The sequence below is a fragment of the Ideonella sp. sgz306126 genome, from assembly GCF_056032705.1.
The window spans coordinates 745651-763747 of sequence record NZ_JBVYWP010000001.1 but is presented as its reverse complement, the minus strand read 5'-3'; the positions used below and the strand labels follow the sequence as shown (position 1 = coordinate 763747).

Here is an 18097-nt window from a genome sequence, read left to right as displayed (position 1 = left end):
CCCGACAATGCAAGGCATGCTGTCCGTTTCCGATCTGAGCTGTTCGCGCGGACAGCGAACCCTGTTTTCCGGCCTGGGCTTTGAGCTCGTTCCTGGACAGTGGCTCCATGTCTGCGGCGCCAACGGCTCGGGCAAGACGACGCTGCTGCGCGCATTGGCCGGCCTGTCGCCGGCCGACTCGGGCCGCATCTGCTGGAACCGCCAGCCGATCGGCGAGCAGCCCGAGGCCTTTCGTGCCGACCTGCTGTACCTGGGCCATCAGGCCGGTGTGAAGGACGAACTGACCCCGATCGAGAACCTGCGCTGGGCCCTCGCGCTGGACGGCCTGAGCGCGAGCGAGGACGCACTGCATGCGGCGCTGGCGCGGCTGGGCCTGCGCGGGCGCGAGCATCTGCCTGCGCGGGTGCTGTCGGCGGGGCAGAAGCGCCGCACGCTGCAGGCCCGGCTGCTGCTGCGCCCGGCCCGGCTGTGGGTACTGGACGAACCCTTCAATGCCCTGGATGGACCTGCGGTGACCCTGCTCTGCCAACTTGTCGAGGAGCATCTGGCGCGCGGCGGCATGACGGTGCTGACCAGCCACCAGGCGATCCCGCTGGCGGGTGGCTTGGAGCTGGCGCTGTGAACCCGCTGCAGGCCACCTGGGGCGCGCTGCGCCGCGACCTGTTGCTGGCGGCCCGCCGGCGCAGCGAGGTGCTGACCGGGTTGTTCTTCTTCATCGTCGTGGTCAGCCTGTTTCCGCTGGGCATCGGCCCGGAGACCGCGCTGCTGCGCCGCATCGCCCCCGGCGTGCTGTGGGTGGCGGCCCTGCTGGCGACGATGCTGGGTTTGCCGCGCCTGTTCGCTGCCGACCACGCCGACGGCACGCTCGAGCAGATGCTGCTCTCGCCGCAGCCCTTGCCACTGCTGGTGGCGGGCAAGATCGGCGCTCACTGGCTGATGTGCGGCGCCCCGCTGCTGGTGCTGGCGCCGTTGCTGGGCCTGCAGTTCGACCTCGACGCCGGGACACTCGGGGTGTTGGTGCTGGCGCTGGCTCTGGGCACGCCGGTGCTGAGCCTGATCGGCGCCATCGGTGCCGCCCTCACGCTGGGCTTGCGCGGCGGAGGGGTGTTACTCTCATTGCTGGTGCTGCCGCTGTACATTCCGACGCTGATCTTCGGCGCCGGTGCCGTCGAGGCCCATGCCGCCGGGTTGGGCGCCAGCGGTCATCTGCTGGTGCTGGCCGCGATGCTGGTGCTGGCGGTGTTTTTTGCCCCCTGGGTGACGACCGCTGCGTTGCGCATTGCCGTCGAATGACCCTGTGAGTTTGTGATGAAAAGTTTCAGCGACACCTTCTACCATTACGCTTCCCCGGCCACGTTCTACCCGTTGGCGGGCCGGCTTCAGCCCTGGTTCATGGCGGCGGCAGTGATGTTCGGCCTCGCCGGGCTGTGGATGGGGCTGTTCGTGGCTCCCACCGATGCCCAGCAGGGCGAGGGCTACCGCATCATCTTCGTTCATGTGCCCGCCAGCTGGATGTCGATGTTCATCTACTGCGTGATGGCCTTCTGGTCCGCGCTGAGCCTGAGCTTCAAGACCCGGCTGTCGGCGATGATGGCCCAGGCCCTGGCGCCCACCGGCGCGATGTTCGCCTTCCTGTCGCTGCTCACCGGTTCGCTGTGGGGCAAGCCGATGTGGGGCACCTGGTGGGTCTGGGACGCGCGCCTGACCTCCGAACTGATCCTGCTCTTCCTGTATCTGGGATACATGTCCTTGCAAGCCGGCATCGACGACCCTCGTCGCGCCGACAAGGCCGGTGCGATCATCGCGCTGGTGGGCGTGGTCAACGTGCCCATCATCTACTTCTCGGTGCGGTGGTGGAACACGCTGCACCAGGGCGCTTCGGTCTCGATGACGAAGTCGCCGTCGATGGCCCACACCATGCTCTGGGGCATGCTGCTGCTGGCCCTGTCGTTCTGGATGTACTCGATCGCGGTGGCACTGGCGCGCGTGCGCGCCGTCATGCTCGAGCGCGAATCTCACACTCAATGGGCCCAACATGCAGTGGCATAGTGCAGCCGAATTTTTTGCGATGGGCGGCTATGCCGGCTACGTCTGGGGCAGCCTGGGTGCCTGCGCGCTGGGCATGCTGATCGAACCCTGGCTGATCGCCCGGCGCCATCGCCGCGCCGTGGCAGAGATCCGGCAGGAACGGCAGGCCGAGGCCTTCGATGCGCAGGCCGCCGCTTCCACCCCCGCCACCGTCACTCCGATCACGACAAGGAATCGCCCGTGAAGCCCCGTCACAAGCGACTGGCCATCATCCTCGGCGCGCTGTCGGTGCTTGGCATCGCCACGGCGCTGGTGTTGAGCGCGCTGCAAACCAACCTGGCCTTCTTCTACACCCCCACCCAGGTGGCGGCGGGCGACGCGCCGCGGGCGCGCGTGTTCCGTGTCGGCGGGCTGGTCAAGTCCGGCTCGCTGCAGCGCAAGGAGATGACCGTGAGTTTCGTCATCACCGACCTGGCCCACGAGGTGCCGGTGCGCTACACCGGCATCCTGCCCGACTTGTTCAAGGAAGGCCGCGGCGCCGTGGCACAGGGTGAACTCGATGGGTCGGGTCAGTTCGTCGCGACCGAGATCCTGGCCAAGCACGACGAGAACTACATGCCTCCCGAAGCCCAGCACGCGCTGGATGCCACCAAAGCCGCAAAGACCCTCAAGCCATGACCCCTGAACTTGGACACCTGGCCCTGATCCTGGCGCTGCTGGTCGCGCTGGTCCAGGGCGTGCTGCCGCTGATCGGCGCACAGCGCAACCGCACCTCGTGGGCCGCACTGGCCCGGCCGGCCGCGCAGACCCAGTTCCTGCTGGTCGCGCTGTCGTTCGCCTGCCTCGCGGCCGCATTCGTCGGGCGCGACTTCTCGGTGCGCTACGTCGCCGAGCACTCCAACGCGCAGCTGCCCGCGATCTACCGTTTCGCCGCCGTGTGGGGCGGCCATGAGGGCTCGCTGCTGCTGTGGCTGCTGCTGCTCAATGTGTGGACGCTGGCGGTCAGCCTGTTCTCGCGCCGGTTGCCGCTGGACATGGTGGCCCGCGTGATCAGCGTGCTGGGCCTGGTGTCGGCCGGCTTCAACATGTTCATCCTGTTCACCTCCGATCCGTTCAGCCGGCTGCTGCCGGCGCCGGCCGACGGTCAGGACCTGAACCCGCTGTTGCAGGACCCGGGCCTGGTCTCCCACCCGCCCATTCTCTACATGGGCTACGTCGGCTTTTCGGTGGCCTTCGCGTTCGCCATTTCGGCGTTGATCTCGGGCCGGCTCGACGCCGCCTGGGCGCGCTGGTCGCGCCCCTGGACGACGGCCGCCTGGGTCTTCCTGACGCTGGGCATCGCGCTCGGTTCGCACTGGGCCTACTACGTGCTGGGCTGGGGCGGCTGGTGGTTCTGGGATCCGGTCGAGAACGCCTCGTTCATGCCCTGGCTGGTGGGCACGGCGCTGATCCACTCGCTGGCGGTCACCGAAAAGCGCGGCAGCTTCAAGAACTGGACCGTGCTGCTGGCGATCGCCGCCTTCTCGCTGTCGCTGCTGGGCACCTTCCTGGTCCGCTCGGGCGTGCTGACCTCGGTCCACGCGTTCGCGTCCGATCCGCGCCGCGGCATCTTCATCCTGATCTTCCTGTGCGTGGTGATCGGCAGTTCGCTGGCCTTGTTCGCCTGGCGCGCGCCCAAGGTCGGCCTGGGCGGCAGTTTTGCGCTGCTGTCGCGCGAGACGCTGCTGCTGGTCAACAACGTGCTGCTGGTGGTCGCGGCGGGCTCGGTGCTGCTGGGCACGCTCTACCCGCTGCTGATCGACGCGCTGGGCCTGGGCAAGATCTCCGTCGGCCCGCCCTATTTCGACACGGTCTTCGTGCCGCTGATGCTGCCGCTGCTGTTCCTGATCGCGGCCGGTCCGCTGGCGCGCTGGAAGCGGGCCGAACTGCCTGACATCGCCCGGCGACTGGTGGTTCCCGGCGTGGTGGCCGTGCTGGTCGGCGCGCTGGCGCCGCTGCTGTTCGGTGCCTGGTCGCTGCTGGTCGCGCTGGGCCTGGCCAGCGCCACATGGATCATCGCCAGCGTCGCGGCGCAGGTCCGCGCGCGGCTGCGCTCGGGACGGCCCCCGGCTTCCTACTGGGGCATGCAACTGGCCCACCTGGGCGTCGCGGTGTTCGTGATCGGGGTCACGCTGGTCAAGGGCTACGAGGTCGAGAAGGACGTGCGCATGGAGATCGGCCAGACCGTCGAGGTCGCCGGCTACACCTTCACGCTGAAGAAGATCGAGACCGTGCCCGGGCCGAACTACCGGGCCGACCGTGGCGAGTTCGAACTCTCGCGTCATGGCGAGGTCCTGCGCACGCTGCAGCCGGAGAAGCGGACCTACAACTCGTCGGCGATGCCGATGACCGAATCGGCGATCGACTCGGGCCTGCTGCGCGACGTCTACGTGTCGATGGGCGAGCCGCTGGACAACGGCACGGCCTGGGCCGTGCGGGTCTACTACAAGCCCTTCGTCGACTGGATCTGGGCGGGCTGCCTGCTGATGGCCGCGGGCGGCATGTTTGCGGCGGCCGATCGCCGCTACCGGCTGCACCGCGAAAAGGTGCTGGCGGCGCAGGGGAGCCTGGCGTGAAGAAGCTGTTCCTGATTCCGCTGCTGGTGTTCGCGGGACTGGCGGTGTTTCTCGCGCTGGGCCTCAAGCACGATCCCCACGACGTGCCGTCGCCGTTGATCGGCAAGGCGGCGCCGCTGTTCACGGTGCCGCGGCTGGCGGTCGACGCCAGCGCCGCGGCGCCGGGCAGCTTCGACAGCCGCTCGATGCTGGGCAAGGTCTGGCTGCTCAACGTGTGGGCCTCGTGGTGCGTCTCCTGCCGCGAGGAGCATCCGCTGCTGGTCGATTTCTCGCGCCAGTCGCCGGTGCCGCTGGTCGGGCTGGACTACAAGGACCAGGATGCCGACGGCCGGCGCTGGCTGGCCGAGGGCGGCAATCCGTACCAGGTGGTGGCGGTGGATGCCAAGGGCCGGGTCGGCATCGATTTCGGCGTCTATGGCGTGCCCGAAACCTACCTGATCGACAAGGCCGGGGTGATCCGCTACAAGCAGACCGGCCCGATCACCCCCGAGGTGCTGCAGAACACCTTGCTGCCGAAGATTGCGGAGCTGCAGAAATGAAGCGCGTCATGGGCTTGGGCCGCTGGATCGGCCTGTTGTTTGCCTGCCTGGCGGTGTGGCTGTCGGCCTCGGCAGCCCAGGCGACCGAAGCGCCGCCGCTAGCGCAGGACCCGGTGGTCGAAGCGCGGCTCGTGAACCTGGCCGGCGAATTGCGCTGCCTGGTGTGTCAGAACGAGTCGCTGGCCAGTTCGCGCGCCGACCTGGCCCACGATTTGCGCGAAGAAATCCGCGAGCAGATCCGCCAAGGCAAGACCGATCAGCAGATCAAGGACTACCTCGTCGCCCGCTACGGCGATTTCGTGCTGTACCGCCCGCCGGTGCAGTCCAACACCTGGCTGCTGTGGGGCGGCCCGTTCCTGTTCCTGCTGGCCGGCCTGGCCGGCCTGCTGGTGTTTTTGCGCCAGCGCCTGCGCAGCCGTGTCGATCGCCCGCTGAGCGAGGCCGAACATCAGCGCGCCGCCGAACTGCTGGCGCCCAAGGAGTGATGCGTTGACTTTGAATTTCCTGCTGGCCGCCGCGGCCATGGTGGCGGCGACCCTGTTGCTGTTGTTCCGTCCCTGGCAGCGCCGTCGACCCAGTTCGACACCCACCCCCGACGCGGTCGGCCTGAACACCGCGCTGTACCGCGAAGCGATCGCCGATCTGGATGTCGAGCAGGCCCAGGGCACGCTCGCCCCCGGCGACATCGGGCCCGCGCGTGCCGAACTGGAGCGACGCCTGCTGGAGGATGTCAGCACCGGTACCGTCGCGCCGTCGCCGGTGGCGTCCGGCTTGGGTCGCTTCACGGTCTGGGGCCTGGTGCTGGCGCTGCCGCTGGCCGCCGCAGGCCTGTACGCCGTGCTGGGCACGCCGGCGGCCTTGCTGCCCGGCGCCACGACGACCGCAGCGCCGACCTTCACGCCGGACCAGATCAACAACATGGTGGCGACGCTGGCGACCCGCCTGCAGCAGCATCCGGACGACCCCAAGGGGTGGTCCATGCTGGCGCGCAGCTACCACGTGATGGGACGCATGGACGAGGCCGTCAAGGCCTTCGAGCACATCGGGCCGAGCCTGAACCAGGATGCGGTGCTGCTGAGCGAATACGCCGACGCGCTGGCCACCCTGGCCCAGGGCAACATGGCGGGCAAGCCGTCGCAGCTGATCGCGCAGGCGCTGCAACTCGATCCCGATCAGCCGATGGCGGTCGAACTGGCGGCCACCGAGGCGATGCAAAAGCACGACACCGCGGCGGCGGTCGGCTATTTCGAGCACGCCTTGAAGCTGTTGCCGCCGGATTCCGAGGATGCGCGCTGGGTCAGCCAGCAGCTGACCACGCTGCGTGGCGGCCAGGCCCCGGCCGCGATGGCGGCTGCCGGCCCGCAGACGGGCGACGCGCCCGCCGCGCCAGCCGTGGATCCCGCGGCGGCGAACGCCAGCGCGATCACCGGCCATGTCTCGCTGGCGCCCGAACTGGCGGCCAAGCTGAATCCGGAAGACACCTTGTTCCTGATGGCGCGTCCCAGCCAAGGCTCGCGCATGCCGCTGGCGATCCAGCGCCTGAAGGCCGGCCAGCTGCCGCTGGACTTCCGGCTCGACGACAGCAACGCGATGAGCCCGCAGGCGACGCTGTCGGGCGCGACCGCGGTGGTGGTCGAGGCGCGCATCTCGCACAGCGGAACGGCGATGCCTGCACCGGGGGACTTGTACGTCGAGAGCGCGGTCATCAAACCGGGCACCCAGGGCCTGAGCCTGGTGATCAACCGGGTGCGCTGAGTTCCCTCGTCGAGCCGGCGCCGCTGGCGGCGCCGGTGTCATTCGGAGCGTGCTCGCGCCGCGGCGGGCTGCCGATGGGCCCGGCGTTGCTGCCAGAGCTGCCAGCCCAGGTAGGCCACGATCGTCAGGTTGGTGACCAGCACCAGCACGCTGACCCAGGACCTGTCGTGCAGCAGGTGGCGGACCTCGAAGGGCACATAGAGCGCACCCGACAAGGCCGCCAGCCATTCGCCCCAGGTCCGCTCGTGCCACAGACCCCAGGCCTCGGTCAGGCGGACCGCGACATAGCCCAGCACCACCAGCAGCAGCGTTTGCGTGCTGGTGTTGTGCAGCACATCGACATAGTCCAGCAGCATCGCCGGGTAGCGCGCCTGCGGGCGCAGGCCGATGCGGTCGATCAGGCTCACCGCCAGGTGATGCAGGTCGTGGTGCACCAGGTTCAACAGGCCCAGGCCGGCCGTCAGCGCCGTGAATCCTTTCAAGGCCTCGAAGCCGGCAATCGCGCGCAGCGCCCGCCGTTGTGCCGCCGCGTGGTGGGCAGGGGGAGCGGAAAGGTCGTCAGGCATGCAGGCGGCGGAATTCGGTGGTCGCCTCTTGCCGCCAGCGGCGGCGTGGGCAGGGAGGCCATTCTGACCCCAGATGATGGCGCTTGCGGCGGCCTCAAGGGGCCCGGCGACGCTGGCTTGGGCCCGGTGGCCACAGGGGGTTGGGCTTTGTGCTGCAATCCGCACCTGGACCGAGCTGGGGCATGCATCGCACCGACCTGGTGTTCAGCACCCCCTGCGTCACCATGAGCGCCGATCTCTCCACCGTCAAACGCTTCCTGCCCTGGGTCGTGGCGACGGCCTTGTTCATGGAGCAGCTCGATTCCACCATCGTCAACACCGCGGTGCCGGCGATGGCGGCCAGCCTGCAGGTCACGCCGCTGAGCCTGAAGGCCGTCGTCACCAGCTACATCCTGAGCCTGGCGGTGTGCATTCCGGTCAGCGGCTGGATGGCCGATCGATTCGGCACCCGGCGGGTCTTCGCCGCCGCGGTGGCGCTGTTCAGCGTCTCGTCGATGCTGTGCGGCCTGTCCATCAACGTGCCGATGCTGGTGGCGTCGCGGGTGCTGCAAGGCATCGGCGCGGCGATGATGATGCCGGTCGGGCGCCTGACCATCATCCGCACCTTTCCCAAATCGGAGTTCCTGGCGGCGATGAACTTCGTCATCATCCCGGCGCTGATCGGGCCGCTGCTGGGGCCCACGGTGGGCGGGTTGATCGTGCACTGGCTGTCGTGGCGGGTGATCTTCTTCGTCAACCTGCCGGTCGGGCTGCTGGCGCAATGGCTGATCCATCGCCACATGCCCGATTACCGCGGCGAACACGCGCGGCCGCTGGATGTCGTCGGTCTGGTGCTGTTCGGTGCCGGCGCGGCCTTGCTGTCCTGGCTGCTGGAGGTCTTCGGCGAGCACCACCTGGACCCGACCTCCGCCGCCATCCTGCTGCTGCTCGCGCTCAGTCTGCTGGCCGGCTATGCGGTGCACGCAGGCGGGACCGAGCATCCCTTGCTCAAGCTGGCGCTGCTGCGGGTGCGCACCTTCCGGGTGTCGGTGGCGGGGGGTTTCGTGACCCGATTGGGGGTCGGCGGCCTGCCGTTTCTGCTGCCGCTGCTGTACCAGCTGGGCCTGGGTCTGCCGGCCTGGGAGTCCGGGCTGCTGATGATGCCGGCCGCCGCGGCGGCGATGTTCATGAAGCTGATCTCGGTGCGCATCCTGCAGCGCTTCGGCTATCGCCGGGTGCTGACCATGAACACGGTGATGATTGGCGTGACGATCAGCGGCTTCGCCTGGGTCGGCCCGGCCACGCCGCTGGCGCTGATCGTGTTGCTCAGCCTGACGCAGGGATTCTTCAATTCCCTGCAGTTCTCCAGCATGAACTCGATGGCCTATGCGGACATCCCTCCGTCCGACAGCAGCATGGCCAGCACGATCGCCAGCTCGATGCAGCAGATGTCGATGAGCTTCGGCCTGGCGTGCGGCTCGTTGATCACCGCCGGGTACCTGGGCGACCTGCCGCAAAGCGACCACGCGGCGGTTCGCGCGGCCCTGCATCACGCCTTCCTGACCATGGGCGCGCTGACGGCGCTGTCCTCGCTGTCGTTCTGGCAACTGCACCCGCGCGACGGAGAGTCGGTCAGTCGGGCCGCCCAGCCGGCGGGCTGAGCGAGCACGGTCCGGTCCGGCCTTGCGCTCGGTTGCCGCTCAGCGCACCCGCACGCGGGTCAGTTCCTCGCCCTTCGGGTCGACCACGTGGACCGCACAGGCGATGCAGGGGTCGAAGCTGTGGACGGTGCGCAGGATCTCCAGCGGCTGCATCGGATCATGCAGCGCGTGCCGGTCCATCAAGGCCGCCTCGTACGGGCCGGGCTGGCCGACGCCATCGCGCGGGCCGGCGTTCCAGGTGCTGGGCACCACCGCCTGGTAGTTGTCGATCAGGCCGTTCTTGATCACCAGGTAGTGCGCCAGCGCGCCGCGCGGCGCCTCCATGAAGCCCACGCCCTTGGCCTCGGCCGGCCAGGTGGCGGGCTCCCACAGCGCGGCGTTGTGGACCGACGTGTCGCCCGCCTTGACGTTGGCGATCAACGCGTCGAGCCAGCCCATCATCTGGTCGGCGTAGACCTTGGACTCGATCGTCCGCGCCGCCGTTCGGCCCATCGTCGAGAAGATCGCGCCGAGCGGCAGGTCCAGCGTGCGCAGCACCTGATCGGCCAGCACCTTGGTCGGTTCGTGGCCCTTGGCATAAAGCATCGCCAGACGCGCCAGCGGGCCGACTTCCATCGGCTTGCCGCGCCAGCGCGGCGACTTGAGCCACGAATAGCCGCCGTCGACATCGAGTTGCTCGTACGGCGGCGGCGGCCCGGTGTAGTGCAGACGGGTCTCGCCCACGTAGGGGTGCAGGCCTTGCTGCTTGCCGCCGGCGTAGTCGTACCAGGAATGGCTGACGAACTCCTGCACCTGGGCCGGGTCGCGCAAGTCCACCGGTTCGATGTGCGACAGGTCGCGCCCCAGGATCACGCCCGACGGCAGCAGCCACGTCGCCGGGTCGCTGCCGCCGCCGGAAGGGAAGTCGCCCACCGTCATGAAATTGCCCACCCCTTCGCCGCGGGCGAACCAGTCCTTGTAGAAGCCGGCGATCGCCAGGGTGTCGGGCAGGTAGACCTGGTCGACGAAGGCCTGCATCGAGCGGATGATGTCGCGCACCTCCTCGAGCGTCACGATGTTGACCGTGGTCGCCGCGGCGCCGCTGCTGCCCGGGCCGGCGCTGATCGGACTGGGCGAGCCGCCGACCAGGAAGTTGGGATGCGGGTTCTTGCCGCCGAAGATGGCGTGCAGCTTGACCACCTCACGTTGCCAGGCCAGCGCGTCCAGGTAGTGCGCCACCGCCATCAGGTTGGCCTCGGGGGGCAGCTTGTAGCCGGGGTGGCCCCAGTAGCCGCCGGCGAAGATGCCCAGCTGGCCGCTGTCGACGAACTGCTTGACGCGCTTTTGCGTGTCGGCGAAATAGCCCGGGCTGGACTTGGCGTAGCCCGAGATCGACTGGGCCAGCGCCGACGTCGCCTTGGGGTCGGCCTTCAGCGCCGAGACCACGTCGACCCAGTCGAGCGCGTGCAGGTGATAGAAGTGCATCACGTGGTCATGCACGTGCTGGGCCGCGACCATCAGGTTGCGGATCAGCTGCGCGTTGGCGGGGATCTGCCAGTGCAGCGCGTCCTCGACCGCGCGCACCGAAGCGATGCCGTGCACCAGGGTGCAGACGCCGCAGATGCGCTGGGCGAAGGCCCAGGCCTCGCGCGGGTCGCGGCCTTTGAGGATCAGCTCGATGCCCCGCACCATCGTGCCCGAACTCCAGGCGCCGGTGATGCGGCCGTCGGCGGCGGTTTCGGCCTCGATGCGCAGATGGCCTTCGATGCGGGTGATCGGGTCGACGACAACTCTCTTGACCATGGTGTGTCCTCAGGCGAGCGGGCGGGCAGCGACCGGCGGCGGGTTGTCGATCAGTTGGTCGGCCACCAGCTCGAGCAGGCTCTCGGGCAGTTTGTTCCAGTGCGCATGCTGGGCGCCCTGTTCCAGCGTGATGCGGCACTGGCCGCAACTGGTCACGAAGCGCTTGGCACCGGTGGCGTCGACCTGGGCCCGCTTGATCTCGAAGACCTTGTAGCGCAACGGCGCGGCGCGCTGGTTGGACACCACGCCGCCACCGCCGCCGCAGCAGTAGCCCAGCATGCCGTGGTCCTGCAGCTCGATCAGATCGAGGCCCAGTGCGGCCACCACCCGCCGCGCCGCCGCCTCCAGGCCGCCGCGGCGCACGATCTGGCACGGGTCGTGGAAGGTCGCGCTGTCGCCGATCCGGTTCAGCCGGATGCGACCGGCCGAGATCATCTCGTCGAGAAATTCGGTCATGTGGAGGATGCGCACCGGCAGATCCCGGCCGTACCACCGGGCCGCCTCCCAGCGCGCCGCACCGTAGGCGTGGCCGCATTCGGGCAGCAGCACGGTCTTGGCGCCGATCTTCACGGCGGTGTCGACCAGGGCCCGGGTCAGCCGCTCCTGCAGTTCCAGGTCGCCGTTGTTGAAGCCGATGTTGGACGCGTCGAAGCCGCTGCTGTGCATGGTCCACGAGAGGCCGACGTGGTTCAGGATCTTGGCCGCCGCCGCCAGCGCCTTGGTGTGCTCGCCCAGCTCGGCCGGTGCGGCCGTGACCAGCATCTCGGCCTGCGGCAGGTCGCAGGGAATCGCCACGCCGTGTTCCTCGGCCGCCTCCTGCAGGATGTCGGCCAGGTCCTCGCCGGGCGTGGCCGTGCTGCCCCACTGCTGCGCCGCCCGGTCCATCAGCGCCAGCCGCTCAGGCACCAGGCCGGCCTTGAACATGCCGTGGCGCGCCTCCTTGACCAGTTCGGCGATGTCGATGCCCATCGGGCAGATCATCGTGCAGCGGCCGCACATCGTGCAGGCGTCGTAGATCAATTCCTGCCACTGCTGCAGCTCGTCGATGCCGAGCTTCTTCACCAGCCCCAGCGCGCGCACCAGCGGGGCGAACGGACCGGCTTCGCGCTGGTAGGCGCGGCGGAACGGTTCGAGCTTGTAGACCGGCGTGTACTTGGCCTCGCCGGTGGCCACGTGGAAGTGGCAGGCTTCGGCGCACATCCCGCAATGCACGCAGGCTTCCATGTGCAGTGCGGCGGTGACGCCGAACTCGCGCACGAAGCTGCGCATCGCTGCATCGACCCGCGCCGCGTCGCTCTGTGTGCCTTGCCGGTCGAACGCCGGCGCTGTGGCGGCGGTCATGGGTTCACCCCCCGATGGCTGAAGCGCATGCCGGTGGCGCCGCGCGAAAACGCGAACAGGAAGGCATGCATCAGCTTGCCGAACGGAAACCAGATCAGGAAGACGGCGATGCTGAGGATGTGCACGGCCAGCAGCGTTTCATAGCGTGCGCCCAGGTGGCTGGTGGCCAGCAGCCCGGTGGCCACCGGCAGCGCCGTCACGGCCCAGCTGAGATAGTCGCCGCCGTTCGAGATCAGCCGCAGCACCGGATGGGTCAGCCGCCGCGCCAGTGCCGCCAGCAACGCCGCCAGCGTCACCACGCCCACGGCGTACACGAGATTGCTGGGCAGCGCCGGCCAGCTCCAGCCGATGACATGGCGGATGAACAGAATGTGCGGCGCCAGTCCGAAGACCACGATGGCCAGGCCCAGATGGAAGAGGTAGCTGTTGACCGTGGCGAACATCGTCGTGGCCAGGAATTCCCGGCGCGGCCACATCCGTCGCACGATCGCGCGCAAGGCACCCCACCACGGCGCCGGCGCCCCTTCCCGGGGGGGCGACAGGTCGCGCAGGCGCGGCAGCAGCAGCACGCCGGCCAGTCGCCACAGCGTGCCCAGCACGAACACCGCGCCGGCGAAGGTCAGCGCCGGGCCGCGCGCGAAATCGAGCAGGTTCATGGCTTACTCCTTCGGAGGGGCAGCGGGCAGGTCGCGGCCCGCACGGCGCCCGCGCGCCAGCGCCGCCGCGCCGGCGCCCAGCGCGACCCCCGCCACCGCCGCGATGCTGATGACCTTGCGGGCATCGGTGGTGCCGGTAGACAGCGGGCGGTACAGGCCACCCCGGTCCCAGAACCGGGGTTCGGAGCAGCCGATGCAACCGTGGCCCGACTGGATCGGGAACGACACGCCGCCGTTCCACTTCAGCGACGCACAGGCGTTGTAGGTCACCGGGCCCTTGCAGCCCAGCTCGTACAGGCACCAGCCCTCGCGCGCGCCGTCGTCGTCGAAGCGCTTGGCGAACAGGCCGCGCTCGTAGAACGGGCGCCGATAACAGCGGTCGTGGATGGTTTCGCCGAAGAACGCGCGCGGCCGGTTCAGCGCGTCCAGCTCGGGCAGCTTGCCGAACGCCAGCAGGTGGGCCAGCGTGCCGGCCATCGCCTGCGGCATCGGCGGGCAGCCGGGGATGTTGATCAGCGGCTTGCCCGAGACCAGCGTGGAGATCGGCACCGCGCCGGTCGGGTTCGGGTCGGCGCCGGGCAGGCCTCCGAACGCCGCGCAGGTGCCCACGGCCACCACCGCGGCGGCGTGCTGCACCGTCTCGGACAACAGCGCCAGGTTGGTCTGGCCGGCGATCATCGAGTAGACGCCGCCGTCGGCCGTCGGGACCGAGCCGTCGACGACGACGATGTACTTGCCCTCGTTCTCGCGCATCGACCGGCGGCGCGCGTTCTCGGCCGCCTCGCCGGAGGCCGCCTGCAAGGTGTGGTGGTAGTCCAGCGAGATGAAGTCGAAGATCAGCTCCTCGAGGCTGGGGCTGAACGACCGGGTCAGCGATTCGGTGCAGCCGGTGCATTCCTGGAAGGACAGCCAGATGACGGCCTGGCGGCGGGCCTGCGCAAGCCCCTCGGCGATCGCGCCGGCGGCCGAGGGCGGCAAGGCCATCAGCGAACCGAGGTAGCTGGCGTACTTCAGAAACACCCGTCGCGACACGCCCTGCTCGCGCAGCAGGTCGCCCAGTGTCTTCACCTCAGCCATGGGCCGTCTCCTGGCGGCTTGCCGCCGCAACATCGTCCGCCAGGCGGCGGGCTGCCTCGCCGATGTCGAGCGGGTGGGCGAGCAGCAGCTCGGGCACCCGCGCCACCACGATCTGCTCCGCCACGGTGTGGTCCTGGCCGTCGGCGTGACGCAGCCACCAGACCCCGGCGTAAGCGGTCTCGCTGACCTCGCTCGGGCCGGCGAGGTCCAGCCGCACCTCGACCTCGCCCCGCCCCAGTTGCCGGCGCAAACGATCGCGTTCGGGCTCGCCCAGCGGCAGGCTTTGCAGGTCGATCGCCTCGCTGAACAGCGGATCGCGGGCCAGCAGCGCGAGCAGGCGCGCCACCTCGTTCAGCACGGCCCAGACCACGCCGGGGCCTGGCGCTGGCGGGATGGCCGGCGGGGTCAGCAGCGGGTCCATCGCGCAAGCACCTCGTCGACCGCGTGGCACAAGGGGCCGATCGCCGCGGCCACCGCCGGGGACGGCGCCAGCGCGAGCGCGGTGCTGGCCGGCTCGACCGCCACCAGCGCGCGGCGCGCCGGCAGGTGGCCGCACAGCGCGGCGGCCGCCATCAGGTCGAACAAGGCCACTTCGTGCGCACTGCGCTTGCGCCCGCCGAGCTGGGCGTCCATGGCCTCGCCCTCGAAGACGCGCACCGTGCCGGGCGCCGCACCGAACGTGGCCGCGTCGACCGCGATGAACGCGCGCGCACGCTCGATCTGCGGCAGCAGGCTCAGGCCGATCGTGCCGCCGTCCTGGAACCGGACGCCCGGCCGGGGCGCCAGCGCGTCCACCGCCAGCGGGCCGGCGGCGTCATCGCCCAGCAGGCGGTTGCCCAGACCCAGCACCAGGATGTCATCGAAATCCGGCATGCGTGCCTCGCCCAGCCCCGAGGGTCGGAGCCTGGGGCGACAGTAGGGACCTTGACAGGCTGCGTGGTTGACATTCGTCAAACAACCGGCAGCCCAACCGGGGCCTATGATGTCCTTAGGGGGGCTGCGGCCGTCGGCGCGTGGCGACCTCCGGAGGGAGGCGGCGCGATGTGCCTGGCGATTCCGATGCGCGTGCTGGCCGTGGACGGGCTGGCGGTGCGCTGCGAGGCGCGGGGCGTGGAGCGCCTCGCCAGTCTGTTCCTGCTGCAGCACGAGACCGTGGTGCCGGGCGACATGGTGATGATCCACCTCGGCAACGTGGTCCAGAAGGTGTCGGCCGAGGCGGCCCGGGAGGCCTGGGCGCTCTACGACCAGATGCTGGCGCTCGCGCCGGAGGGCGCGACCGATGCCGGCGTCGGCCGCGGGGCGACGTGATGCGATTCAGGCCGGCCGCAGCGGCTGGAAGACGGCGTCGCCGGGAAGGCCGGCGTCGCTGAACACGGCGCTCGCACCGATCTCGTTCAGGATTTGCAGCGTTTCGCGCTGGTTCGACACCAGGCGCCAGTTGGTCGGTTCAACCGGCGCCTCGGCGGCGGCGCCGGGCCGCACCAGCGACATCAGCGCCGCCTGCAGCACGTCGGGGTCGGGGTCATGGATCACCCAGCCGTCGTTGGCCATCGCGGCGTCCTGCAGCCCCAGCAGCGCGCACAGGCGTTGCTTGGCGCCGACGCTGGCCGCGTCGGCGTCGCGCGACTGGCGCACCCAGGCCTCGACCCGCTCGTCCACCAGTGTCCCGCCGCGCAGCAGCGGAGTTCGTCCCGGCGCCCAGGCTTCGGGTGGACAGGCCTTGTGGGCCGGCTCCAGCGCCAGCAGCGGGTGGACTTCGGCCGGGTAGATCCGGCACACCAGCGGGCGGGTCGCGTACTGGCCGCAGGCCCCGTCGGCGCGCAGATAAGGGCAGGCGCCTTCGAGCGACACCGCCAGCACCACCACCACCCGCACCGGCAGCGAGCCACTGTGGGCAGCGAAGGAGCGGCGCCGCTTGTGGGCCGCGGCCACGTCGTCGGCGGGCGGCTCGGCCGGCCAGGGCAGGGCTTCGCACAGCACCTGCACCGGGTGGCCGTCGGCCAGCCAGCGCAGCGCCTCGGCCAGGGTCAACGGAAGGCGCAGGCGCTGGCAGCAGCGGGCGCACTGGGTGCAATCGAAATCCAGGTTCACGGCGGCGATCATGCCTCACCCTTCGCCACCGGCCGCGGGTGGTCCGGGCGATGAACCTCCAAGGTCGTCGACAATGGGCGCTGGCGGGACCCGGTGGTGCCGCTCAAGGGTGATGCATGTCCGAGTCGCGTTCGCCGGCGCCGTGGCGTTGGCTGGTTCGTTTGTGGGGGTGGGTCGATGCCAGCCGCCGCCTGGTCTTCAATTTGCTGTTCCTGCTGATCGTGGTGCTGGCGGTGGCGGCGGCGCTGAAGTCGCACCCCGAGCCCTTGCAGCGCAAGACCACGCTGGTGCTCGATCTCTCCGGCCAGATCGCCGAGCAGCGCAAGGGCAGCCTGAAGGATTCGGTGCTGGAGCAGACCCAGGGCGATGGCCCGCGGCTGATGCTGCTGCGCGACGTGCTGGCGGTGCTGGACCATGCGGCCAAGGACCCGGACATCAGCCAGGCGGTGCTGGAGCTGGACAATTTCGAAGGGGCCGGCCTGCCCACCTTGCGCGAAGTGGCGGCGGCGATCGACCGCTTCAAGGCCACCGGCAAGCCGGTGGTGGCCTGGGCGTCGAGCTACGACCAGCGCCAGTATTTCCTGGCCGCCCACGCCACCCAGGTGCTGATGCACCCGATGGGCATGGTGTATTTCCGCGGCTACGGCCAGTTGCGCAACTACTACCGCGATGCGCTGGACAAGCTGGGCATCACCGCGCACCTGATCCGGGTCGGCATCTACAAGAGCTTCGCCGAGCCCTACATCGCCAACAGCCCGTCCGACGCGGCGAGCGAAGCCCAGGCCTACCTCAACAATGGCCTGTGGGCCACCTATCTGTCGGGGGTCGAGTCGGCCCGCAAGCTGCCGGCAGGGGCGGTGACGGCCTACATCGACCATGCCGACACCTTGCTCGCACAGGCCGGCGGCAACGCGGCGCAGGCCGCACTGACGGCCCACCTCGTCGATGGCCTGAAGAGCGCTGACGAACTGGATGCGGTGCTGCTCGAGCATGGCGCCAAGTCCGACCAGGGCCACGGCTACCGCCGGATCTCGTTCGACGACTACCTCGGCCGCCTGCCGGCACCGGACGGCGCCGGCGCCGACGAGGTGGGAGTGATCGTCGCCGAGGGCGAGATCGTCGACGGCTCGGCACCGTCCGGCACCGTGGGCGGCTTGTCGACCGCGGCACTCATCCGTCAGGCGCGCGAGGACGATCACATCAAGGCGCTGGTGTTGCGCGTCAATTCGCCCGGCGGCAGTGCCTTCGGTGCCGAGCTGATCCGCCGCGAGCTGGAGCTGACCCGCAAGGCCGGCAAGCCGGTCGTGGTGTCGATGGGCGACGTCGCGGCCTCGGGCGGGTACTGGATCGCGACGGCGTCCGATCAGGTGCTCGCCGACCCGGCCACCGTCACCGGCTCGATCGGCGTGTTCGCGCTGCTGCCCACCGGCGAGAAGGCGCTGGACAAGCTGGGCGTGCACGCCGAGGGCAGCGCCACCACCTGGCTGGGCAATGCCGGCGACCCGCGCCGCGCGCTGGACCCGCGCTACGAGGCGATGATGCAGTCGCTGATCAACCACACCTATGCCGACTTCACCGGCCGCGTCGCGCAGGCCCGCAAAACCACGGCCGATCGCATCGATGCGGTGGGCCAGGGCCGCGTCTGGACCGGCGCGCAGGCCAAGGACCGCGGCCTGGTGGACACGCTGGGCAGCTACGGCGACGCGCTGAAGGCGGCCGCCAAGCTGGCCAAGCTGCCGGCCGGCTACCGGGTCACCTATGTGGAGGCCGAGCCGGGGCGCGTCGAGCGCCTGCTGGAGTCGCTGCAGACCGAAGCGGCCGACCTGCTGGCCCGGCAGTTCGACCTGAAGGTGATGCCGGCGGCGGTGCCGGTGCGCGTCGGCCTGCAGGTCCAGCACGACCTGGGCTGGCTGGCCGAGATGGGGGGGCAGCGTCGGCCCTTCATGGCGCTGACGCATTGCCTCTGCACGGCGCCGTGACCCGCTGAGCGCGGCGCCGTTCGGCGCC

At 69.8% G+C, this 18097-nt stretch carries 20 protein-coding genes; 12 read left to right on the top strand and 8 right to left on the bottom strand.

Going from position 1 to position 18097, the window contains the following annotated elements:
- Window positions 1–16 precede the first annotated feature (16 nt).
- Genes ccmA through ccmI form a run of 9 tightly spaced genes read left to right on the top strand, consistent with a single transcriptional unit; the run spans window position 17 to window position 6937 of the window.
- Complete coding sequence (ccmA, locus tag AC0N04_RS03515) at window positions 17–622, top strand: cytochrome c biogenesis heme-transporting ATPase CcmA (protein ID WP_474278665.1); 606 nt, start codon at window positions 17–19, stop codon at window positions 620–622.
- Window positions 619–1293: a heme exporter protein CcmB gene (ccmB, locus tag AC0N04_RS03510; protein ID WP_474278663.1), complete on the top strand. Its 675-nt coding sequence runs from the start codon at window positions 619–621 to the stop codon at window positions 1291–1293. The genes ccmA and ccmB overlap by 4 nt, the downstream gene beginning before the upstream one ends.
- A 15-nt stretch (window positions 1294–1308) precedes the next feature.
- Window positions 1309–2049: a heme ABC transporter permease gene (locus AC0N04_RS03505; RefSeq protein ID WP_474278661.1), complete on the top strand. Its 741-nt coding sequence runs from the start codon at window positions 1309–1311 to the stop codon at window positions 2047–2049.
- On the top strand, window positions 2036–2272 hold the full coding sequence (gene ccmD, locus AC0N04_RS03500) for a heme exporter protein CcmD (protein WP_474278659.1): 237 nt from the start codon (window positions 2036–2038) through the stop codon (window positions 2270–2272). The genes AC0N04_RS03505 and ccmD overlap by 14 nt, the downstream gene beginning before the upstream one ends.
- Complete coding sequence (gene ccmE / locus AC0N04_RS03495; protein WP_474278657.1) at window positions 2269–2706, top strand: cytochrome c maturation protein CcmE; 438 nt, start codon at window positions 2269–2271, stop codon at window positions 2704–2706. Before ccmD ends, ccmE begins: the two co-directional genes overlap by 4 nt.
- Window positions 2703–4643 (top strand): heme lyase CcmF/NrfE family subunit, encoded by a 1941-nt coding sequence (locus tag AC0N04_RS03490; protein ID WP_474278655.1) that lies wholly within the window; start codon window positions 2703–2705, stop codon window positions 4641–4643. The genes ccmE and AC0N04_RS03490 overlap by 4 nt, the downstream gene beginning before the upstream one ends.
- Window positions 4640–5182, top strand: coding sequence for a DsbE family thiol:disulfide interchange protein (locus tag AC0N04_RS03485; RefSeq protein WP_474278653.1), 543 nt, complete (start codon window positions 4640–4642; stop codon window positions 5180–5182). The genes AC0N04_RS03490 and AC0N04_RS03485 overlap by 4 nt, the downstream gene beginning before the upstream one ends.
- Window positions 5179–5667 (top strand): cytochrome c-type biogenesis protein, encoded by a 489-nt coding sequence (locus tag AC0N04_RS03480; RefSeq protein ID WP_474278651.1) that lies wholly within the window; start codon window positions 5179–5181, stop codon window positions 5665–5667. Before AC0N04_RS03485 ends, AC0N04_RS03480 begins: the two co-directional genes overlap by 4 nt.
- 4 nt (window positions 5668–5671) lie before the next feature.
- Complete coding sequence (gene ccmI / locus AC0N04_RS03475) at window positions 5672–6937, top strand: c-type cytochrome biogenesis protein CcmI (RefSeq protein ID WP_474278649.1); 1266 nt, start codon at window positions 5672–5674, stop codon at window positions 6935–6937.
- A 38-nt stretch (window positions 6938–6975) separates the two neighbouring features.
- Here the strand turns inward: ccmI and AC0N04_RS03470 are convergent, their stop codons facing one another.
- Window positions 6976–7503, bottom strand: coding sequence for a DUF2127 domain-containing protein (locus AC0N04_RS03470; protein ID WP_474278647.1), 528 nt, complete (start codon window positions 7501–7503; stop codon window positions 6976–6978).
- Between the two features lie 224 nt (window positions 7504–7727).
- On the opposite strand from AC0N04_RS03470, the gene AC0N04_RS03465 reads away from it, so the two are divergent.
- Complete coding sequence (locus tag AC0N04_RS03465) at window positions 7728–9143, top strand: DHA2 family efflux MFS transporter permease subunit (RefSeq protein ID WP_474279054.1); 1416 nt, start codon at window positions 7728–7730, stop codon at window positions 9141–9143.
- 39 nt (window positions 9144–9182) lie between these two features.
- Here the strand turns inward: AC0N04_RS03465 and AC0N04_RS03460 are convergent, their stop codons facing one another.
- Genes AC0N04_RS03460 through AC0N04_RS03435 form a run of 6 tightly spaced genes read right to left on the bottom strand, consistent with a single transcriptional unit; the run spans window position 9183 to window position 14872 of the window.
- Window positions 9183–10925 carry a nickel-dependent hydrogenase large subunit gene (locus tag AC0N04_RS03460; protein ID WP_474278645.1) on the bottom strand — a complete coding sequence of 581 codons (1743 nt, stop codon included), beginning with the start codon at window positions 10923–10925 and terminating at the stop codon, window positions 9183–9185.
- A 9-nt stretch (window positions 10926–10934) separates the two neighbouring features.
- Entirely contained in the window at window positions 10935–12266 is a 1332-nt protein-coding gene (locus tag AC0N04_RS03455) for a (Fe-S)-binding protein (protein WP_474278643.1), read from the bottom strand.
- Window positions 12263–12922 (bottom strand): nitrate reductase, encoded by a 660-nt coding sequence (locus AC0N04_RS03450; protein WP_474278641.1) that lies wholly within the window; start codon window positions 12920–12922, stop codon window positions 12263–12265. Before AC0N04_RS03450 ends, AC0N04_RS03455 begins: the two co-directional genes overlap by 4 nt.
- 3 nt (window positions 12923–12925) lie before the next feature.
- Complete coding sequence (locus tag AC0N04_RS03445; RefSeq protein WP_474278639.1) at window positions 12926–13999, bottom strand: hydrogenase small subunit; 1074 nt, start codon at window positions 13997–13999, stop codon at window positions 12926–12928.
- A complete protein-coding gene (locus AC0N04_RS03440; RefSeq protein WP_474278637.1) occupies window positions 13992–14420 on the bottom strand; it encodes a hydrogenase expression/formation C-terminal domain-containing protein in 429 nt (142 codons plus the stop codon). The genes AC0N04_RS03445 and AC0N04_RS03440 overlap by 8 nt, the downstream gene beginning before the upstream one ends.
- The gene (locus AC0N04_RS03435; protein WP_474278635.1) at window positions 14405–14872 is read right to left on the bottom strand and encodes a hydrogenase maturation protease; all 468 of its coding nucleotides are present in this window, start codon (window positions 14870–14872) and stop codon (window positions 14405–14407) included. Before AC0N04_RS03435 ends, AC0N04_RS03440 begins: the two co-directional genes overlap by 16 nt.
- Window positions 14873–15040: 168 nt before the next feature.
- On the opposite strand from AC0N04_RS03435, the gene AC0N04_RS03430 reads away from it, so the two are divergent.
- A complete protein-coding gene (locus AC0N04_RS03430; protein ID WP_474278632.1) occupies window positions 15041–15307 on the top strand; it encodes a HypC/HybG/HupF family hydrogenase formation chaperone in 267 nt (88 codons plus the stop codon).
- Window positions 15308–15313: 6 nt separating this feature from the next.
- Here AC0N04_RS03430 and AC0N04_RS03425 read toward each other — a convergent pair whose 3' ends face one another.
- Complete coding sequence (locus AC0N04_RS03425) at window positions 15314–16102, bottom strand: YkgJ family cysteine cluster protein (RefSeq protein WP_474278630.1); 789 nt, start codon at window positions 16100–16102, stop codon at window positions 15314–15316.
- 104 nt (window positions 16103–16206) lie between these two features.
- Between AC0N04_RS03425 and sppA the strand changes: the two genes are divergently transcribed.
- On the top strand, window positions 16207–18069 hold the full coding sequence (gene sppA / locus AC0N04_RS03420; protein WP_474278628.1) for a signal peptide peptidase SppA: 1863 nt from the start codon (window positions 16207–16209) through the stop codon (window positions 18067–18069).
- The last annotated feature ends 28 nt before the right edge of the window (window positions 18070–18097 follow it).